The following is a 19,157-nucleotide window of genomic DNA, read 5'->3' on the forward strand; positions in this document are numbered from 1 at the left end:
GGACTGTTGCGCTCCTACTGGGTGATCACCGGCCCGTCCTGCAGGGCTTCACGTAGCTCACGGCGAACGTCCTCCAGCCAGGCGTCGATGTCGGCTTCGCTCTTGAGGGTGCGACGCGGCAGGTTGACGAACTGCACCTCGGGCTCCATCTCCTCGGCTGCCTTGACCAGAACCTCATCAAAGCGACTGGACAGCGCGGCGATGCGGTCGGCTAGGGCGTCGGGGCGCACATGGTTTAGGGTTTCCAGCACCTGGTCGGTGCCACCGAGGGTGATCTCGGGGGCGTCGTGGGCCGTCAGGCGCTTGGCGGCCAGCAGGTCGTGGCGCTGGTCCGGCGAGAGCTGCTGCCAGTTGTCGTCCGCCTCCAGGCGCTGCATGCCGGCGGCATGCTCATCGTTGTAGCGCTGCTGCAGCTCGTTGAAGGTGTCGCGGAACTGCTGGGTGAGGTTGGCCAGCAGGGGCTGGACGGGGTCCGGATCATCCAGCAGCGAGCGGTGCTCGCGGATCTGGCTGACCTGGGCCAGCAACGGCTCGGCGTCGGGCAGGCTCCTGGCGTGGTCGGCCAGGCGCTTGAGCGTGGCCCAGGCGGGGCGGCGCTGCTGGATCTTCTCGGCGGTGGCCTGCCACTCGTCGATGGCGGCCAGCAGCTCGGCCTGGTTGCTGACGATGGCCTTGAGCTGGTCGTTGCCACTGCTGGTACGCACGGCTTCCAGGGCATCCAGGTGGGGGGCCTCCGGAGCCGGCGGTTCGCCACCCGCCTGTTCGGCCAGGGAGCGGAGCTTGTCGGCAAACTCCGGCGCCTTGGCCGACTCCTCGCCAGACTTGGCCTGCACACCAAGCTTCTGCATCACCTTGCGGATCTTGATGCGCTCCCCCGCCGAGATGGTGGTGGCCTCGATGCGGAACTCGGTCTTGCCGATGGCGCGGCGTTCGAGCTCCTGGGGTGCGGTGCCATCGGCGGTACGGATCTGGCCGGCGACCAGCAGCACCTGCAGGGCGCCATCGATGGCGTCCTGGGGCCAGCCGTAGTCGCCATGCTCGAAGTGATCACGGATCTCGCTGCCCTTCTTGCCGTTGCCGAGGTAGCTCTGGATCGCCTTGCAGACGGCGTGGCTCTGGGGTTCGCCCTCAAAGCCTACGGCCTTAAGAGCATCGGGAGCGCCCTGCTTGGCCTTGGTGTAGACCTTGTCCCAGCCGGCGTGGTCGGCCAGGTGAAACTTGGGATGCAGGCGAGCGAGCGCGTTCTCGGCGCCTTCCTGAATGGCCTCACGCAGGGTGGCACCGACGATCTCGTTACCGCCGCCCTGGAACACCTGGGCGCCGTTGAAGGCTTCGTCCAGCAGCTCGCGGATGCGCCGCTGGGCGGCATCGCGGGTGGTCTGCATGGCGGCCCGTGCTTCTTCCCCTTCGGGAGTGCCGGGAGTGCCGCGGGTCTCCAGGGTAGCGCTGGCGGCCTTGAACTCGATCAGCTGGTTGCGTAGCTCATCGGCGGAGCGCTTGGGGATGAACACGAACAGGGTGGGGGACTCCGACCCTGCCTGGCGCGCGTCGGCGCGTACCTGGCTAATGTCGTCCGACCAGCCGTTGCGCACCCACACGTAGAGCCTCTCGGCGGCATCCTTGGGCAGCGTCACGTCGAAGACCGGCGACAGCGGGCGCGGCACCTTGGACTCGCCGTGGTTCACCGTGAGGTTGCCGACCTGCTTGGCGAAGTGCTGGCGGATCAGGTCGTCGCGCTCGGCCTCGATCTGGTGGGTAGCGTTGCCTAGGGTGCTCTTGTGGGAGAGGAAGGCATCGTTCCAGGCGGCGCTCTCCTCGGTCTGGATGCGGTATTCGTCTTCCACCTTGATGATGAATTCGCACTCGTCGAGGAGACCCGGCAGGCGTCCGCGCAGCGAGCTGCTGCCGGCCTTGAGGTCGTCGACCAGCAGGTCGGCAATATTGGCCAGGGTGGGGTGCAGGCCAAGCTCGGTGTTGGTGCTGGCGACCTTGTTGATCAGGAACACCACGGCGCAGGCCCGGGCCATCAGTTGCTCGTCTTCGCTTCCACTCCGCCATTGCTGGGTGGCGTCGTGAAGCTTGCGCGGCAGCATGCGGAACTGCAGCAGCTTGTCGGTGGCGTCGAAGTAGAGGTAGTCGCCGGGGATGATGTTGCCCAGCGGCGCGTCCAGGTTGGTCTGGATCGCCTTGTGGATCATGCTGAGCTGGTTGCGCAGCTGGCTGTCGGTACCAGTCTGGTCCAGCACGCGCAGGGCGGCATCCCAGAAGCGGCGACGCACCGGCAGGATGGGATAGTCCTGGGCGAAGTGGCGGGTGTCCTCATGGCGATGGGCGATGGAGGTCTCGGCGAGGTGACGAGAGATCTCGCCCAAGTTGCTCTCCATCACCTCGGTGACGGGCGCCTTGGCTTCGGGCTTCTTGGCCAGCACCACCTGACGGATAACGGCATCGACGTCGGCATCGGAAAGCTCGATGCGGGTGGTGAAGCGGCCCTGCAGGCGCGCCAGGTTGCTGGTGCCGGTGATGGCGGTCTGGCCGGTACCGATGAACATCAGCCGGCTGCCGATCTCCTTGCAGCAGGCTTCTACCGCTTCCTGTACATCGATGGAGCGCTGCCCATCGGTGCCGATGTACTGCTGCACCTCGTCCAGCACCACCAGGGTGAGCGGCATCTTGCCGTCGCGACTCAGTGCCTGGCGGATGGCCTTGAGCATCTCGTCGCTGCTGATGTCGTTGACGTGAGGGTAGAGGTGGCTGAGGGTCTCGGCGCAGGACTCCACGCTGCTGAAGATCCTCGGCTTGGCCTGGACCAGGGCCTCGTGCAGCGATTCGGCGACGTAGAAGTTATCGAGCTCCTCCTGCCAGTCGTCGCCCCGGCTAGTGACGTCGTCGCGCACCTGGTCGAGGATGCCCTCGTCGCGCAGCCACATCACGAAGCGAGCCACGGGATACTGCTGGGGAAGGCCGGCGGCGCGGAAAATCACTGAGAGCAGTGCCAGGCGCACGCTCTTGTCGCGAGAGCTCGCCCCCAGCGTGCCGGACGCGGCGAACAGGCCGCCGTGGCGCTTGCCCTGGGTGGAGAGCTCCTTGAACAGGTCCTGGATCTCCTGAGGCAAGTGAACGAGGCCTCGGGCGGTGGCGCCGTCGTCGAGGGTGACGTCTTCCCACAGGTTGCGCAGCATCTTGGCCATGTGCGACTTGCCCGAACCGAAGAAACCGCTGATCCATACGCCGGGCTGCTGTGAGGCACCGCCGCTCAGGTTGCGCAGGTAGGTGTCCAGGATGTCCTGCATGCCCCTGGCGTACTGACCGTCGCAGACGAAGGTCTCCAGCTCGTAGCGCAGCACCTTCTGGCCTCGGCTGCTGGTGTCGTCGTTGACGTAGGCAACACCTTGGTTTTCCAGGCGTTGCTGGGCTGGATCCTTGGCGTAGATATCGCGGTTGCGCATGCGTCCTTTCCCCTGCGGAAGCGAAATTCGAATTCGTGCGGTGCGGCGGCTCAGCGAGCGCCGTCGGCGGTGATGGGCGTGGCTAGGTAGTTCCAGCCGTCGTAGCCGTCCAGCAGCCGGTAGTTGTTGTTCTCGAAGCTGCCCGGGAACAGTACGGCCAGGCGTCCACTGACGTGGGGGGCCAGGCGGTCGACGACCTCCTTGACCTTGAGCATGCCGAACAGGCTGCCCACGCCGTAGAGCATGACGACGTGGTTGTCGCCAGCCCCCTGGGTGGACAGCTCGGCGGTGAAGCGGGCCTCCAGCCAGTCCAGGTAGCGATGTATCACCGTAGCCAGCTTGGCCGGCGATCTGAAGTACCCTTTGGCATATTTCTGCTCGGCCATCCACAGGGCGAAGGTGTCGGTGAGGTCGAAGGCCATCCACTCATGGCCGTTCTGGCGAGTGGTCAGCTCGAATTCACCCAGGTTGGCACGGACGCGCAGCTCCTCGGTTTCCGGGTAGACGCAGAAGATCACCCGCTGGGCGGCGGCGGCATCGTCGCGCCAGGGCAGGGCAATGAAGCGGCCGTAGGACTCGATCAGACGCTTAACTTTGCTCATGGAAGATCTCCTGCTGAGAGGCCGTCGCGGGTTCGGTGGACGTCAGGGCCTGGGTGACCACCGAGGCCAGGGCAGGGAAGTCGAGATCCACCACGTTGTCGACCCGGCGCATCACCATCCAGCCCTTGGCCGAGGCTTGGGCTGCCAGCTCCAGCAGGCGGTCCTGGCTGGCGTCCAGCAGCTTGCACCAGGGGCTCTGCAGCAGCAGCTCGCCCCGGCCACCCTGCAGCCACGCAAGATAGAGTGCAAAGGCGACGGCACCCGTCGCAGGCTCCAGGTGGACGCGCAACTTCTTGACGGGGCCAAGCAAGTAGCCCACCTGTACCAGGCTGCTGTTCACTCGCTGGGCGATGGACTCCCGAGTGACAGTGCTGAAGCGCCCCGGCCAGTGCTGCTCGATGGCCTGCTCGACCGATTCGCGGGTGATCGAGGTGCCGAGCGGCTTGGCGAGTATGGCCGGGGCGAGATCCCGGAGCAGGGAGTCTCGAGCGGCCCCCGCCAGCAGGGCGAGCTGGGGGCGTGCGGCCTCGTCACGCGACCAGAAGTAGCGCAGGCCGGCATGGATCGGGTTGGCGGGGTCGAGGCCATAGAGCTCGGCCAGGTGGCTGGCCGTCAGCTTCCGGCTGCGGCCGGAGCGTTTGCCGAGGCAGTTGGCATCACGGATGGCAGCCAGATACTCAGCCTTGCTGGCTTCTGCCGCGACATGGTCGAACAAGGTATTCAGCTCGCTGAGCATGATGGTGCGAGCGGTGTGAGTGCTGCCCTGCTGGGTCATGAAGCCCAGCCGCTTGAGGGTGGCCTGGTCATGCATCGGATTTGCTGCCTTCGCTGGCACCACCGTTGCGGACCGAGTCGTTCACCTCGCGGCTGGTTCTCCCGAAGGAGGTACCGACTTCGTCGGCAGGACGCCATTTTTCCTCCATATGTGGTGCTCCGCTGAGTCAGGTGAGGGCGATTGAAATCCTGTTCGAGCGATTGTAACGGAATAACACTGGCTATAGATGCTCTGGCGGAGTATCAGGCGTCACGAAAAACTGCCCCGGCAACAGGAGAATGGAGCCCTCTGTGACCTTCGGGAGGGCGCAGCCTGGATATAAGGTATCCAGTTATCAGGTGCTTAGGGGAGTCGATGCAGGGCCCAGAGGGCGTCGCCGACTTGCTTCGCCTCAGGCATGCGACTGGAGCGCCAAGTGGATGCGCACCCTAATCCGCTACAGTGTCCCTCGGCGTCTCTTCTGCCAAGGCGCGTAGGCGTGGGGGGTGGCGAACGGTGGGTCCATCACGCCGGCAGGAAAGTAGCGCGCCATTCCGAACTGACGGGGCGAAGCCAGGTGCGCTGCCCGCTGGCGCAACGTCGTGAGGTTGCAGGTTCGGGTCGAGTGGTGTGGCTGCTGGTGGCTGTATGTTGCAGATGCCTGGAACCTATATGGAACCTAACGCGTAGACAACGAAAAACCGCCACCCGGCATGATCCGTAAGTGGCGGTTTTTACTGATGTTCTTGGTCGGAGTAGCAGGATTCGAACCTACGACCTCTGCCTCCCGAAGGCAGCGCTCTACCAAGCTGAGCTATACTCCGATGCGTTGGGCTGTCGCCTCAACGGAGACGCATTATACGTGTTCGTTGGGGTGATGCAAGCCCCGTTTCAGGCTCGCCGCGCATCCTCAGTTGTGCCGATTCACGGCGAGGCGGGCCAGATCGGCCATGCTGTCGCGGAAGGCGGACTCGGGCAGAAGATCGAGCTGGGCCAGGGCCTTGGCCGACATCTCCTCGGCCCGGGCACGGGTGTAGTCGAGCGCGCCGGTGTCGTTGACGATGGCCAGCACCGCGTCGAGTTGTTCCAGGCCGCCCTGGCGGATGGCGTGGCGCACCACCTTGGCCTGGTCGGGCGTGCCCGCGGCCATGGCCTGGATCAGCGGCAGGGTCGGTTTGCCCTCGGCCAGGTCATCGCCGACGTTCTTGCCCATGGCCTCGGCGTCGCCCTGGTAGTCGAGGAGGTCGTCGATCAGCTGGAAGGCCAGGCCCAGGTAGCGGCCGTAGGCCTGCAGGGCGGCCTCCTGCTCCGGCGTGGCGTCGGCGATGATCGCGCCGCTGTGGGAGGCCGCCTCGAAGAGCATGGCGGTCTTGCCCTGGATGGTCTCGAAGTAGGCGTCCTCGTCGACGTCGGGGTTGCCGACGTTGGTCAGCTGCTGCACCTCGCCCTCGGCGATGGTGCAGGTGGCCGCCGAGAGCACCTCCATGATCTTCATCGAGCCCACGTCCACCATCATCTGGAAGGAGCGGGAGTAGAGGAAGTCGCCGACCAGCACCGAGGGGGCATTGCCCCAGGCGTTGTTGGCGGTGGCCTTGCCTCGCCGCATGCGGGACTCGTCCACCACGTCGTCGTGGAGCAGGGTCGAGGTGTGCATGAACTCGATGAGGGTGGCGAGCGTCACGTGGCGGTCGCCCTGGTAACCCAGCGAGCGGGCGGCCAGCAGGACCAGCAGTGGACGCAGCCGCTTGCCGCCGCTCCCGATGATGTATTGCCCGATGGTCTCCACCAGCGGCACCCGCGAGGCCAGCTGCGTCAGGATGGTCCGGTTGACCGCGGCGAAGTCCTCGGCGACCACCGCATGGATGGGCGATGCGGGGATGGCGGCGTCTAGCTGTGGCGACGAAGGGGTGGCTGGCATGGAGGCGGTATCGACGAAGAGAAAATAGGTGGGGGCCGGAACGGGCGTCTTCGCCTGTCGCACCGGCCTGGGGTTGCCGGTCATGCTATGGGCCCCCCGGGGGGGCGTCAAGGCAGGCGCCGTCCGGGCGTCAGCCCCGGCCGGCCTGCCGGCGAGCGGGGCGGGTTGCGGGTTGTGTGGCCGGGGCGGTGCGGTTATAATCCGCGACCCACTCATCTCGCTCCCTGTCAGATGGTTGCCGGAAGGGGCGCCACTCGAAGCAGGCCGATGAAGAGCCAACCCCGATGAGTACCGGAGAGACAAGCATGTACGCAGTTATCAAGAGCGGTGGCAAGCAGTACCGCGTTCAGGAAGGCCAGACTCTCAAGCTCGAGAAGCTGGAAGTGCCGACCGGCGACACCATCGAGTTCGATGAGGTCCTGCTGGTGGGCAGCGATGACGACGTCAAGGTCGGCGCCCCGACCGTCGACGGTGCCAAGGTGGCGGCCGAGGTCGTCTCCCACGGCCGTGGCGACAAGGTCACCATCATCAAGTTCCGTCGTCGCAAGCACAGCATGAAGCGTCAGGGCCACCGCCAGTGGTTCACTGAAGTCAAGATCACCGGGATCTCCGCGTAAGCGTCAGTTCCCCTGAACGAGCGAGGTATTTGCAATGGCTCATAAGAAGGCAGCGGGCTCCACACGTAACGGTCGCGATTCCGAATCCAAGCGCCTTGGCGTGAAGCTGTTCGGCGGTCAGGCCGTGACCCCGGGCAACATCATCGTCCGTCAGCGTGGCACCAAGTTCCACGCCGGCACCGGCGTCGGTATCGGCAAGGACCACACCCTGTTCGCCCTGGACGAAGGCGTGGTCAAGTTCGAGACCAAGGGCCCGAAAAACCGCAAGTTCGTGAGCGTCGTCTCCGCCTGAGACCGCCACGACTTGTCGCGAGAAGGCCCCGCCATGGCGGGGCCTTCTTGTATCATGGCGGCATGCACCGCCAGGAGAGTGACAGATGCAGTTCGTCGACGAAGCCTCGATCATCGTGGAAGCCGGCAAGGGCGGCAACGGCTGCCTGAGCTTCCGCCGCGAGAAGTACGTGCCCAAGGGCGGTCCCGACGGCGGGGATGGCGGCCACGGCGGCAGCGTCTACCTGATCGGTGACGATGCCCTCAATACCCTCATCGACTTCAAGTACCAGCGCTTCTACAAGGCGCAGAATGGCCAGCCCGGCCAGGGCCGGCAGATGAGCGGGCGGGCCGGCGACGACCTGCACGTCAAGGTGCCCGTCGGCACCACGGTGATCGACGAGGACACCCTCGAGGTGATCGCCGACGTCACCGAGATCGGCCAGGTCGTGCTGGTGGCCCAGGGCGGCCGCCGGGGGCTCGGCAACATTCACTTCAAGTCCTCCACCAACCGCGCGCCGCGACGCACCACGCCGGGCACCGAGGGCGAGCGGCGCAACCTGCGCTTCGAGATGAAGGTGATGGCCGATGTCGGCCTGCTGGGGCTGCCCAACGCCGGCAAGTCGACGCTGATTCGCTCGGTCTCGGCGGCCAAGCCCAAGGTGGCCAACTATCCCTTCACCACCCTGGTGCCGAACCTCGGCGTGGTGAAGATCGGCCAGCATGAGCACTTCGTGATGGCCGACATCCCCGGGTTGATCGAGGGCGCCTCCGACGGCGCGGGCCTGGGGTTGCGCTTCCTCAAACACCTGACCCGCACCCGGCTGCTGTTCCACGTCGTCGACGTGGCGCCCTTCGACGAGTCCGACCCGGTGGCAGCCGCCGAGGCCATCGTCCACGAGCTGGGGCAGTTCTCGCCGACGCTGGCCGAGCGACCGCGCTGGCTGGTGCTCAACAAGCTCGACCTGCTGCCGGCGGAGGAGCGCGAGGCGGCGGCCGACGAGATCGTGCGGCGCCTGGGCTGGGAAGGCCCGGTGTTCCGTGTCTCGGCGATCAGCGGCGAGGGCACCGAGGCCCTGGTGCAGGCGGCCTATCGCTGGCTGACCGAGCAGCGCCAGCTGGAGAACGAGGACGAGGAGGCCGCCGAGCGCGAGCGCGAGATGCGCCATCGCATGGAGGACGAGGCGGTGGCGCGCACCGAGGCGCGCCTGGGTCGCAAGCGCAAGCGTGACGACGAGGATGACGACGACTTTGACGACGATGATTATGATGTCGAGGTCGAATACGCCCCTTGAGGGTCGAAGGGAAGCGGTAGACACGGTCGAGTCGAGGGAAGGATGGTGAGCAACGAGCAGGTGCCCGGCCGCGAGGCCCTCAAGGCCATGCGGCGGGTCGTGGTGAAGATCGGCAGTGCCCTGCTGACCAACGATGGCCGTGGCCTCGACGAGGCCGCCATCGGCGGCTGGGTCGACCAGATCGCCGCGCTGCACCGGCGCGGCGTGGAGGTGGTGCTGGTATCGTCCGGCGCCGTGGCCGCGGGCATGGTACGGCTGGGCTGGCAGGTGCGTCCCTCGGCGGTGCACGCCCTGCAGGCCGCCGCCGCGGTGGGCCAGAACGGCCTCACCGAGTGCTATGAGGGCCACTTCGCCCGCCACGGCCTGATCACCGCCCAGGTCCTGCTGACCCATGACGACCTCTCGAACCGCAAGCGCTATCTCAATGCCCGCTCGGCGCTGCGCACCCTGGTGGACATGCGGGTGGTGCCGGTGGTCAACGAGAACGACACCGTGGTCACCGACGAGATCCGCTTCGGCGACAACGACACCCTCGGCGCCCTGGTGGCCAACCTGCTGGAGGCCGACGCCCTGGTCATCCTCACCGACCAGGAGGGGCTCTTCGACGCCGATCCGCGCCACGACCCGCATGCCCGGCTGATCGCCGAGGGGCGCGCCGACGACGCCCGGCTGGCCGCGGTGGCCGGCGGGGGCGGGGCGCTGGGGCGAGGCGGCATGGCGACCAAGGTGCGGGCGGCCCGGCTGGCGGCCCGCTCCGGCGCGGTCACCGTCATCGCCAGTGGCCGCCAGTCGGCCGTGCTGCAGCGGCTGGCCGATGGCGAGCGCCTGGGCACGTTGCTCACCCCCGAGCGGGCGCCCATGGCGGCGCGCAAGCGCTGGCTGGCGGGGCAGCTCCAGGTGCGCGGCAGCCTGACCCTGGATGCCGGGGCGGTGAAGGTGCTGCGCGGCAGCGGCTCGAGCCTGCTGCCGGTGGGGGTCAAGGCACTGTCCGGCGACTTCGTGAGGGGCGACATGGTGCTCTGCGTCGACGAGCAGGGGCAGCGGGTGGCCAAGGGGCTGGTCAACTATGGCGCCGACGAGGCGCAGCGGCTGCTGGGTCAGCCCAGTCATCGCATCGAGGCCATCCTCGGCTACATGGAGGCCCCGGAACTCATTCATCGCGACAACCTGGTGGTGCTCTAGGCCAGGCGTGACGCGGGCTGGCCCATGGCGAGGCTGGCAAGCCGCCGGGTCGCGTGATAGGATACGCCATCCTCTCAGACACGGCCCGTAGCGACTGCGTCCCCGAGCCGCAGTCGGCCGGATGGCCAAGCCGACGGGGGTTTCTCGATTTCCCTGTTGGATCAAACCGTTATCAAAAGCCGCCCGAGTCGGCGGTGACAACTTTCTCCAAGGAGACAGTCAGTGGCTAACAGCAAGCAAGCCCGCAAGCGCGCCCGTCAGGCAGAAGGCCGTCGTGTCCTGAAGGCGAGCCAGCGCAGCATGGTCCGCACCTACGTCAAGCGCGTCATCACTGCCATCAAGGGCGGTGACCACGCCCAGGCCATGGATGCCTTCAAGCAGGCGCAGCCGGTCATCGACCGTATCGCCGACAAGGACGTGCTGTCCAAGAAGAAGGCCGCACGCCTGAAGAGCCGCCTGAACAAGCGCATCAAGGCCCTGGCAGCGTAAGCGCGTCGGACGCCTAATGGGTGCCTGCGCCTGACGTGGGCACACCATCGAAAAACCGGCTGCGGCCGGTTTTTTTGTGCCCGATGACATCCCCACAGGTCTGGCAAGGAAGAGCGCGGTGACCGACCCCGATCCTCAGCAAGCCTCCGACAGCCCCCCGGCGACGTGCGACGAGTCGGCCCGTGCGGTCGCCCCCGGCGGCGGCGGGCTGATGCGCTCGGGGGTGATCGTCAGTGCCATGACCATGCTCTCCCGGGTGATGGGCCTGGCCCGCGACGTGGTGATCGCCGCCCTGTTCGGGGCCGGCCAGGGCGCGGATGCCTTCTTCGTGGCCTTCAAGGTCCCCAACTTCCTGCGCCGGCTGTTCGCCGAGGGCGCCTTCAACCAGGCCTTCGTGCCGGTGCTCTCGGAGTATGCCACCCGGCGCACCCGGGAGGAGGTGCGCGAACTGCTCGATGCCGTGGCCGGCAGCCTCGCCGCCGTGCTGCTGCTGATCACGGCGCTGGCCATGCTGGCGGCCCCCTGGCTGGTGTGGGCCTTCGCGCCGGGGTTCGGGCGCGACCCCGAGAAGCTGGCGCTCACCGCCGACATGCTGCGCCTGACCTTCCCCTACCTGTTGCTGATCTCGCTGACCGCCTTCGCCGGCAGCGTGCTCAACACCTGGAACCGCTTCGCGGTGCCGGCCTTCACCCCGGTGCTGCTCAACCTCTCGCTGATCGGCGCGGCCCTCTTGCTGACGCCGCTGATGAGCGAGCCCGCCCTGGCGCTGGCCTGGGGCGTGCTGATCGCCGGGGCGGCCCAGCTGCTCTTCCAGGTGCCGTTTCTGGCCCGGCTGGGGCTGATGCCGCGCCCCTGGCCGCGCTTCGCCCATGAGGGGGTGCGGCGCATCCTGCGCCTGATGGCGCCGGCCCTGTTCGGGGTCTCGGTGTCGCAGATCAACCTGCTGCTGGACACCGTGCTGGCCTCGCTGCTGGCGGCGGGCAGCGTGTCCTGGCTGTACTACTCGGACCGCCTGGTGGAGTTGCCGCTGGGGGTGTTCGGCATCGCCATCGGCACGGTGATCCTGCCGGCGCTGTCCAAGCGCCACGCCGAGCGGTCCGGCGAGCACTTCGCCGCCATGCTCGACTGGGCGCTGCGCGCCGTCCTGCTGCTGGGCCTGCCGGCGGCCCTGGCGCTGGTGGTGCTGGCCGAGCCGCTGCTGATCACCCTGTTCCACTACGGCGCCATGACCGACCACGACATCGCCATGGCGGCGATGAGCCTGCGCGCCTATGCGGTGGGGCTGGTGGCCTTCATGCTGATCAAGGTGCTGGCGCCGGGATTCTTCGCCCGCCAGGACACCAGGACGCCGGTGAAGGTCGGCATCATCGCCATGGTCGCCAACATGGTCCTCAACCTGATCCTGATCTGGCCGCTGGCCCATGCCGGCCTGGCGCTGGCCACCGCGCTCTCGGCCTTCCTCAACGCCGGCCTGCTGGGCTACCTGCTGCGCCAGCAGGGCGTGCTGGTCTTCCAGCCCGGCTGGGGGCGCTATGGCGTTCAGCTCGTCGGCGGTTGCGTGGTGATGGGGCTGGGGCTGGCCTGGCTGTCGCCCGCCTGGCAGGCCTGGCTCGACTGGTCGCTGTGGCACCGGATCGGCTGGCTGGCGCTGCTGGTGGTGGCCGGCGCGCTGGTCTACTTCGCCTGGCTGGCCGCCTTCGGCGTCCGCCTGCGCCACTTCCGGATGCGAGGATAGCCACTTCCCTCGCCTTTCAGGCCTGCCGGGAGCGTCTATGCTGGCTGAGGTAATGACTTCGGAGGACGCGGCATGGACGAATCGCAGGGCAGTCGTCGTATCGATGGTGGCACCGTCCGCCTGCTGATCATCGTGCTGTTGGGGGCGGTGCTGATCGCCATTCCCTGGCTGACCCATAACCGCCTGGTCGACAGCGAGGAGCGTGTGGCGGCGGCCTGGGCGGACGTCGAGAGCACCCTGCAGCGCCGGGCCGACCTGGTGCCGAACCTGGTACGCAGCGTCCAGCAGCACATGAGCTACGAGAGCGAGACACTGGTGCGGCTGGTTCGCGAGCGCGCCGACGCCCTGAGCGACGCCCTGGCGACCGCCCGGGACGGGGGGGACCCTGCGCGGTTCGCCGGACTGGAAGCGGCCCTCTCCCAGGAACTGGCACGCCTGATGCGTCAGGCCGGCGAGCATCCCGCGCTGCGCAGCGGCGATCAGTTCCTGCGCCTGCAGGCCCAACTGGAAGGTAGCGAGAACCGCATCAATGTGGCCCGCCTGCGCTACAACGCGGCGGTGCGCGACTACAACGGCGCCCTGCGCGGCTTCATCGGGCGCTGGGTGGCGGGCTCGCTGGGGCTGCCCCCCCGTGACTACTTCGAGGCGCGGCCCGGGGCGGAGGAGCCGGTCCCCGTGGCGTTTGAATAGGAGGGGCTCGGGGCATGATTGACCTTCCCGGGGCGAATGGCCTGCTGGTCGGGCTCGGCCTGCTGCTGCTGAGCTGGCTGCTGGTCCGGTTGGGGCTGCGCCTGCCCGGGTGGCTGGCTGTCCTGGCCGGTGTGCTGGTGGTGGGCGGTCTCTGGTGGGCAGGTGGGCCTGAGCGAGTTGAGCGAGTGGAAGACAGGATCGACCTGCTTGACGAGGCGGCGCGCCAGCGCCTGGCGGCATATCACGCCCTGCTGGCGGCCGACCACGATATCGACTACCGGGTGGTGATCGACCGCGAGCTGGGCGATCTCGATCGCTTCGCCGTCGACTACGTGCGTCGTCATGGCGTCGGGGGTGACCGGGGGCGGGGGCTGCTGCTGGCGCTGGACGTGTCGGCCGACCAGGTGCGCCTGGAGGTGGGACATGGCCTGGAGGGGCAGTTCGTCGATGCCTTCGTCGCCTATCTGGAGGCGCGCCAGATGACCGAGTTCTTCGCCGTGGGGCGGGTCGCCGATGGTATCCTGGCCAGCACCGAGCTGATCGTGGCCCAGGCCCAGCAGGTCGAGGGCGAGCTGGTGCCGGCCATCGCCGGTAGTGGCGGTGCCGGGGCGCGTCTGCCGGCGCGTCTCGGCGAGGGGCGAGCAGTGCCCCGTGATGCCCAGGTGGCGGTCGACAAGGGGGGCTCGCCCCGTGACGTGCTCGCGGCCTATCGGCGCGCCATGGTGGTGCGCAACGACAACCCCGAACTCGCGATCTACAGCCATGGCACGCGCGATATGCTGGCGGACTGGGTGATGACCCCCGCGCAGATGGACAACATGGCGCGCAGCCTGGCCGGCTGCCCCGTGGCGCGTGAACTGACCGATACCCGGGAGCGGCGGGCCGTGCTGCTGGCGCCCCTGGCCGAGCGCCAGTGCCCGCCGTACTTCCTGGTTCAGGAGAAGGGCGCCTGGCGGCTCGACCTGGCCACCATGATGCAGGCCGTGCGCTTCGGTCGCGACAACAGCTGGCGGCTGGAGCGCGAGGCTCTCGGTCCGTATGGCTTCGGATTCGCCGGGATCCGCTTCGACTCCCAGGGCTATCCGCGGACGCCTTAGGCCGATGCCCAGGTCGCCCCGGCTGTCAAGGGGCCGCCGGTCCGTTATAATCGATCCCTTTACCCACTCGCGATGACGCCCATGCAAGTGATTCGAGGACTGCACAACCTGCGCGACGAGCATCGTGGCTGCGTGGCGACCATCGGCAACTTCGATGGTGTCCACCGCGGCCATCAGGCGATCCTGGACCAGCTGCGCGAGCGGGCCCGCAAGCTGTCGCTGCCGGTCACCGTGGTGGTCTTCGAGCCCCAGCCCCGCGAGTTCTTCGCCGGCGACCAGGCGCCGCCGCGACTGACGCGGCTGCGCGACAAGGTCGAGCTGCTGGCCGACCACGGCGCCGACCGGGTGCTCTGCCTGCCGTTCAACGATGCCCTGCGCAGCCTCACCGCCCGGGCGTTCATCGACCTGGTGCTGGTCCGTGGGCTCGGCGTGCGTCACCTGGTGGTGGGCGACGACTTTCGCTTCGGCTGCGACCGCCTCGGGGACTTCGCGCTGCTGGAGGCGGTGGGCGCCGAGCAGGGTTTCGGGGTCGAGCACACCCGGACCTTCCTGCTGGATGGCGAGCGGGTCTCCAGCTCCCGGGTGCGCACCCTGCTGGCCAGTGGCAACTTCGCCCAGGCCGCGCGCATGCTGGGGCGCCCCTACCGGCTCGCGGGCCGGGTGGTGCGCGACCGCCAGCTCGGCCGCACCATCGGCGTGCCCACCGCCAACCTGCCCCAGCCCGCGCGCTCGCTGGCCCTGCAAGGCGTCTACGCGGTGACCGCCGAGCTGCCCGACGGGCACTGTGCCGAGGGCGTGGCCAACATCGGCTGGCGACCCACGGTCGGCAGCCATCGCCCGGTGCTCGAGGTGCACCTGTTCGACTTCGACGGCGACCTCTACGGCCAGCGCCTCTCGGTGCTGCCCTGCGCCAAGCTGCGAGGCGAGGTGAAATTCGAGAGCCTCGACGAGCTGAAGGCGCAGATCGCCGCCGACCAGGCGCGCGCCAGGCGCTTCTTCGCCGCGGTATCCGCCGCCGGCGACCCCCTTCCTCTGGCATCGGCGCCGCTGGCGCGCGAGACCGTGACTTCCGATTCCTCGGCGGGGTTTCCCGCCGACCAAGACGACGGCTGACCCCCAGGATATGAGCGACTACAAGCACACTCTGAATCTGCCAGAAACCGAGTTCCCGATGCGTGGCATGCTGCCCAAGCGCGAGCCCGCCCGGGTGGCGCAGTGGCAGGAGATGGACCTCTACCATCGCCTGCGCGAGGCGCGTCGCGGCCGGGAGCTGTTCGTGCTCCACGATGGCCCTCCCTACGCCAACGGCAGCATTCACATCGGTCACGCCGTCAACAAGATCCTCAAGGACATCATCGTCAAGTCGAAGAACCTGGCCGGCTTCGACGCGCCCTATGTGCCGGGCTGGGACTGCCACGGCCTGCCCATCGAGCACAAGGTGGAGACCACCCACGGCAAGCATCTGGAGCCGGCCAGGGCCCGCGAGCTGTGCCGCGAGTATGCCGCCGAGCAGATCCAGGGGCAGCTGTCCGACTTCGTGCGCCTGGGCGTGATCGGCGACTGGGACAACCCCTACCGCTCCATGGACTATGCCAACGAGGCCGGCGAGATCCGCGCCCTGGCCGAGATGGTCGAGGGCGGCTACGTCTTCAAGGGGCTCAAGCCGGTGAACTGGTGCTTCGACTGCGGCTCGGCCCTGGCCGAGGCCGAGGTGGAGTACGCCGACAAGCAGTCCGATGCCATCGACGTGGCCTTCCCCTGCGCCGAGGACGGCCGGCTGGCCGCGGCCTTCGGCCTCGAGGCGCTGGCCAAGCCCGCCGCCGTGGTGATCTGGACCACCACCCCCTGGACCATCCCGGCCAACCAGGCGTTGAACGTCCATCCCGAGTTCACCTATGCCCTGGTGGATGCCGGCGAGCGCCTGCTGCTGCTGGCCGAGGAGCTGGTCGAGTCGTGCCTCGAGCGCTTCGGGCTCGAGGGCGAGATCATCGCCACCGCCACCGGCGAGCGCCTGGACGGCATCGCGTTCGCCCATCCCTTCTATGAGCGCCGCTCGCCGGTGTATCTCGCCGACTACGTGGAGTCCGAGGTCGGCAGCACCGGCATCGTCCACTCGGCGCCGGCCTACGGCGTGGACGACTTCGTGACCTGCCGTGCCCATGGCATGGCGTTCAGCGAGATCGAGAGCCCGGTGCAGGGCAACGGCGTCTACGTGGACGACCTGCCGTTCTTCGGCGGCCAGATGATCTGGAAGGCCAACCTGCAGATCGTCGCCAAGCTCGACGAGGTGGGCGCGCTGATGGCCCACAAGACCATCTCCCACAGCTACATGCACTGCTGGCGCCACAAGACGCCGGTGATCTACCGGGCCACCGCCCAGTGGTTCGTGGGCATGGACGTGGCCGGCCACGATGGCCGGACCCTGCGCGACAAGGCGCTGGCGGGCATCGAGGCCACCACCTTCACCCCGGCCTGGGGCAAGGCGCGGCTGCATGCGATGATCGCCAACCGGCCCGACTGGTGCATCTCCCGCCAGCGCAACTGGGGGGTGCCGATCCCCTTCTTCCTGCACAAGGCCACCGGCGAGCTGCACCCGCGCACCGTGGCGCTGATGGAGCAGGCCGCCCAGCGCGTCGAGCGCGAGGGCATCGACGCCTGGTTCCGCCTCGACCCCGCCGAACTGCTGGGCGAGGAGGCCGCCGACTACGACAAGGTCACCGATACCCTGGACGTGTGGTTCGACTCCGGCACCACCCATCGCCACGTGCTGCGCGGCTCGCATCCCCATGGCCACGCGCAGGGCCCCCGGGCGGATCTCTACCTGGAAGGTTCGGACCAGCACCGCGGCTGGTTCCACTCCTCGCTGCTCACCGGCAGCGCCATGGACGGCCATCCCCCGTATCGCGGCCTGCTGACCCACGGCTTCACCGTGGACGCCCACGGCCGCAAGATGTCCAAGTCCATGGGCAACGTGGTGGCGCCCCAGGAAGTCATGGACAAGCTCGGCGCCGACATCCTGCGGCTGTGGGTGGCCTCCACCGACTACGGCGGCGAGATGGCGGTCTCCGACGAGATCCTCAAGCGCACCGCCGACGTCTACCGGCGCATCCGCAACACCTCGCGGTTCCTGCTCGCCAACCTCAACGGCTTCGCTCCCGAGCGCGACGGCCTGGCCTTCGACGACCTGCTGGCCCTGGACCAGTGGGTGGTCGACCGCGCCGCCCAGCTGCAGGCGCGCATCGAGACGGCCTATGAAGAGTACCGCTTCCTCGACGTCTACCAGCAGGTGCACGGCTTCTGCGCCCGGGAGCTCGGCGGCTTCTACCTGGACGTGATCAAGGATCGCCAGTACACCACCCAGGCCGATTCCGTGGCCCGGCGCAGCGCCCAGACCGCGCTCTATCACGTCATCCAGGCCCTGGCGCGCTGGGTGGCGCCGATCCTGTCCTTCACCGCCGAGGAGATCTTCGAGCACATCCCCGGACGCCGCGGCGACAGCGTGCTGCTCGAGGAGTACTACGCGGGGCTCGGCACCCTGGCCGAGGACGCCGACCTGGGCCGCGGCTTCTGGGAGCAGGTGCTGGAGGTCAAGCAGGCCGTCAACAAGTGCCTGGAGGATGCCCGCAATGCCAAGACCATCAAGGGCAGCCTGGCCGCCGAGGTGACCCTCTACGTCGACGAGGCCCTGCAGGCGACACTGGCCAAGCTCGGCGACGAGCTGCGCTTCGTGATGCTGACCAGCGAGGTCCACCTGGCGCCGCTGGCCGAGGGCGCTGACGCCGAGGCCACCGAACTCGAGGGGCTCAAGGTCGCCGTGGCGACCAGCGCCCACGCGAAGTGCGAGCGCTGCTGGCACCACCGCGAGGACGTGGGAAGCCATGCCGGCCATGACGACCTCTGTGGCCGGTGCGTGAGCAACCTGCCGGACGGCCCCGGCGAGGCCCGTCACTATGCATGAGGTGGGCAACATGCCGGAGACCCCGAAGGGCGCCGCCAAGGCGGCGCCCATGCACAAGCCGTTGCGCTGGCTGTGGCTGACCGCGGCCGTGGTGGCCCTGGACCTGGGTACCAAGGCCCTGGCCTCGAGCCTGCTGGCCTATGCCCAGCCGGTGGTGGTGCTGCCGTTCTTCAACCTGACCCTGCTGCACAACACCGGCGCGGCCTTCAGCTTCCTGGCCGACCACCCCGGCTGGCAGCGCTGGTTCTTCGCCACCTTCGCGGTGGGGGCCAGCGTGGGGCTGACGGTCTGGATGCACCGCCTGAGGGCCGACGAGAAGCTCCTCGGCGCCGCCCTGGCACTGATCATCGGCGGCGCCCTGGGCAACCTCTACGACCGGCTGGTGCACGGCTATGTGGTGGACTTCCTGTCCTTTCATGCCGCCGGCTGGTATTACCCGGCCTTCAACGTGGCGGACATCGGCATCACCCTGGGCGCCATCGGGCTGATCTGGGAGTCGGTGTTCGGCGAGCGTCGCCGGGCCCGGCGCGGCCGCTGAGGAACCCGGGGCGCGTCGCGTCATCCAAGCCACCAGCCCCACGCGACCTTCACGACAGCTTCGAGAGAGCACATGAGCGACCAACACGCGCAAGGCCACCACATCGACGAGGGCATGGAAGTGACCCTGCACTTCACCCTCAAGCTGGAGGATGGCACCGAGGTGGACTCCACCCGCGACAAGGCGCCGGCCACCTTCCAGGTCGGCGACGGCAACCTGCCGCCGGGCTTCGAGCAGCCGCTCAAGGGCATGGGCCCCGGCGAGTCCGGCAGCTTCGAGATCACCCCCGAGCATGCCTTCGGCCAGCACAACCCCCAGAACATCCAGGTGCTCAAGCGCGAGGAGTTCGACAGCGACACGCCCGAGGTGGGCATGGTGATGTCCTTCGCCGATGCTGCCGGCGGCGAGCTGCCCGGGGTGATCAAGCGCGTCGACGACGAGCAGGTCGAGGTGGACTTCAATCACCCCCTGGCCGGGCGTACCCTGACCTTCGAGGTCGAGGTACTGGACGTGAAGCCCGCCACGACTCATTGATCGAACGGATGCTCGAGCATCAAGGCAAG

General features: G+C 68.1%; 16 protein-coding genes and 1 tRNA gene. 12 read left to right on the forward strand and 5 right to left on the reverse strand.

Annotated features, from left to right (window positions below; genetic code table 11):
• Positions 1-14: 14 nt before the first annotated feature.
• From brxC to ispB, 5 genes are all read right to left on the reverse strand, one after another.
• Entirely contained in the window at positions 15-3,449 is a 3,435-nt protein-coding gene (brxC, locus tag OCT48_RS01560; protein ID WP_263591023.1) for a BREX system P-loop protein BrxC, read from the reverse strand.
• 50 nt (positions 3,450-3,499) lie between these two features.
• Positions 3,500-4,051 carry a DUF1788 domain-containing protein gene (locus OCT48_RS01565; RefSeq protein WP_263591024.1) on the reverse strand — a complete coding sequence of 184 codons (552 nt, stop codon included), beginning with the start codon at positions 4,049-4,051 and terminating at the stop codon, positions 3,500-3,502.
• Positions 4,038-4,862 (reverse strand): hypothetical protein, encoded by an 825-nt coding sequence (locus tag OCT48_RS01570; RefSeq protein WP_263591025.1) that lies wholly within the window; start codon positions 4,860-4,862, stop codon positions 4,038-4,040. Before OCT48_RS01570 ends, OCT48_RS01565 begins: the two co-directional genes overlap by 14 nt.
• Before the next feature lie 690 nt (positions 4,863-5,552).
• Positions 5,553-5,629: transfer RNA gene (locus OCT48_RS01575), tRNA-Pro, on the reverse strand.
• 86 nt (positions 5,630-5,715) lie between these two features.
• The gene (gene ispB / locus OCT48_RS01580; protein ID WP_263591026.1) at positions 5,716-6,723 is read right to left on the reverse strand and encodes an octaprenyl diphosphate synthase; all 1,008 of its coding nucleotides are present in this window, start codon (positions 6,721-6,723) and stop codon (positions 5,716-5,718) included.
• 305 nt (positions 6,724-7,028) lie between these two features.
• Between ispB and rplU the strand changes: the two genes are divergently transcribed.
• The 12 genes from rplU to fkpB all read left to right on the forward strand — a co-directional run bounded on the left by rplU (position 7,029) and on the right by fkpB (position 19,128).
• Complete coding sequence (gene rplU, locus OCT48_RS01585) at positions 7,029-7,340, forward strand: 50S ribosomal protein L21 (protein WP_183384360.1); 312 nt, start codon at positions 7,029-7,031, stop codon at positions 7,338-7,340.
• A gap of 34 nt (positions 7,341-7,374) precedes the next feature.
• Complete coding sequence (gene rpmA / locus OCT48_RS01590) at positions 7,375-7,632, forward strand: 50S ribosomal protein L27 (protein ID WP_097790539.1); 258 nt, start codon at positions 7,375-7,377, stop codon at positions 7,630-7,632.
• An 85-nt stretch (positions 7,633-7,717) separates the two neighbouring features.
• Positions 7,718-8,905 carry an Obg family GTPase CgtA gene (gene cgtA / locus OCT48_RS01595; RefSeq protein ID WP_263591027.1) on the forward strand — a complete coding sequence of 396 codons (1,188 nt, stop codon included), beginning with the start codon at positions 7,718-7,720 and terminating at the stop codon, positions 8,903-8,905.
• Positions 8,906-8,947: 42 nt separating this feature from the next.
• Positions 8,948-10,087 carry a glutamate 5-kinase gene (gene proB, locus OCT48_RS01600; RefSeq protein ID WP_263591028.1) on the forward strand — a complete coding sequence of 380 codons (1,140 nt, stop codon included), beginning with the start codon at positions 8,948-8,950 and terminating at the stop codon, positions 10,085-10,087.
• Positions 10,088-10,309: 222 nt separating this feature from the next.
• Complete coding sequence (gene rpsT / locus OCT48_RS01605; RefSeq protein WP_263591029.1) at positions 10,310-10,576, forward strand: 30S ribosomal protein S20; 267 nt, start codon at positions 10,310-10,312, stop codon at positions 10,574-10,576.
• A 211-nt stretch (positions 10,577-10,787) separates the two neighbouring features.
• Complete coding sequence (murJ, locus tag OCT48_RS01610; protein ID WP_263592554.1) at positions 10,788-12,311, forward strand: murein biosynthesis integral membrane protein MurJ; 1,524 nt, start codon at positions 10,788-10,790, stop codon at positions 12,309-12,311.
• A gap of 72 nt (positions 12,312-12,383) precedes the next feature.
• Positions 12,384-13,001, forward strand: a complete 618-nt coding sequence (locus tag OCT48_RS01615; RefSeq protein ID WP_263591030.1) for a LemA family protein — start codon at positions 12,384-12,386, stop codon at positions 12,999-13,001.
• 14 nt (positions 13,002-13,015) lie between these two features.
• Positions 13,016-14,098, forward strand: a complete 1,083-nt coding sequence (locus tag OCT48_RS01620; RefSeq protein ID WP_263591031.1) for a TPM domain-containing protein — start codon at positions 13,016-13,018, stop codon at positions 14,096-14,098.
• A gap of 81 nt (positions 14,099-14,179) precedes the next feature.
• Positions 14,180-15,211 carry a bifunctional riboflavin kinase/FAD synthetase gene (ribF, locus tag OCT48_RS01625; protein ID WP_263591032.1) on the forward strand — a complete coding sequence of 344 codons (1,032 nt, stop codon included), beginning with the start codon at positions 14,180-14,182 and terminating at the stop codon, positions 15,209-15,211.
• A gap of 10 nt (positions 15,212-15,221) precedes the next feature.
• Positions 15,222-18,056 (forward strand): isoleucine--tRNA ligase, encoded by a 2,835-nt coding sequence (ileS, locus tag OCT48_RS01630; RefSeq protein WP_263591033.1) that lies wholly within the window; start codon positions 15,222-15,224, stop codon positions 18,054-18,056.
• A gap of 10 nt (positions 18,057-18,066) precedes the next feature.
• Positions 18,067-18,594, forward strand: a complete 528-nt coding sequence (lspA, locus tag OCT48_RS01635; protein WP_263591034.1) for a signal peptidase II — start codon at positions 18,067-18,069, stop codon at positions 18,592-18,594.
• A gap of 72 nt (positions 18,595-18,666) precedes the next feature.
• Positions 18,667-19,128 carry an FKBP-type peptidyl-prolyl cis-trans isomerase gene (gene fkpB, locus OCT48_RS01640; RefSeq protein ID WP_263591035.1) on the forward strand — a complete coding sequence of 154 codons (462 nt, stop codon included), beginning with the start codon at positions 18,667-18,669 and terminating at the stop codon, positions 19,126-19,128.
• Positions 19,129-19,157 lie beyond the last annotated feature (29 nt).

Origin of the sequence: Halomonas sp. M4R1S46, from assembly GCF_025725685.1 — a bacterium.
In the GTDB taxonomy this organism is placed as follows: domain Bacteria; phylum Pseudomonadota; class Gammaproteobacteria; order Pseudomonadales; family Halomonadaceae; genus Halomonas.

Coding starts and splice junctions, on each gene's coding strand:
- OCT48_RS01615 (WP_263591030.1), top strand. CDS start 12,384: ATGGACGAATCGCAGGGCAGTCGTCGTATCGATGGTGGCACCGTCCGC.
- OCT48_RS01620 (WP_263591031.1), top strand. CDS start 13,016: ATGATTGACCTTCCCGGGGCGAATGGCCTGCTGGTCGGGCTCGGCCTG.
- ribF (WP_263591032.1), top strand. CDS start 14,180: ATGCAAGTGATTCGAGGACTGCACAACCTGCGCGACGAGCATCGTGGC.
- murJ (WP_263592554.1), top strand. CDS start 10,788: ATGCGCTCGGGGGTGATCGTCAGTGCCATGACCATGCTCTCCCGGGTG.
- proB (WP_263591028.1), top strand. CDS start 8,948: ATGGTGAGCAACGAGCAGGTGCCCGGCCGCGAGGCCCTCAAGGCCATG.
- ispB (WP_263591026.1), bottom strand. CDS start 6,723: ATGCCAGCCACCCCTTCGTCGCCACAGCTAGACGCCGCCATCCCCGCA.
- cgtA (WP_263591027.1), top strand. CDS start 7,718: ATGCAGTTCGTCGACGAAGCCTCGATCATCGTGGAAGCCGGCAAGGGC.
- lspA (WP_263591034.1), top strand. CDS start 18,067: ATGCCGGAGACCCCGAAGGGCGCCGCCAAGGCGGCGCCCATGCACAAG.
- brxC (WP_263591023.1), bottom strand. CDS start 3,449: ATGCGCAACCGCGATATCTACGCCAAGGATCCAGCCCAGCAACGCCTG.
- rplU (WP_183384360.1), top strand. CDS start 7,029: ATGTACGCAGTTATCAAGAGCGGTGGCAAGCAGTACCGCGTTCAGGAA.
- OCT48_RS01570 (WP_263591025.1), bottom strand. CDS start 4,862: ATGCATGACCAGGCCACCCTCAAGCGGCTGGGCTTCATGACCCAGCAG.
- ileS (WP_263591033.1), top strand. CDS start 15,222: ATGAGCGACTACAAGCACACTCTGAATCTGCCAGAAACCGAGTTCCCG.
- OCT48_RS01565 (WP_263591024.1), bottom strand. CDS start 4,051: ATGAGCAAAGTTAAGCGTCTGATCGAGTCCTACGGCCGCTTCATTGCC.
- fkpB (WP_263591035.1), top strand. CDS start 18,667: ATGAGCGACCAACACGCGCAAGGCCACCACATCGACGAGGGCATGGAA.
- rpmA (WP_097790539.1), top strand. CDS start 7,375: ATGGCTCATAAGAAGGCAGCGGGCTCCACACGTAACGGTCGCGATTCC.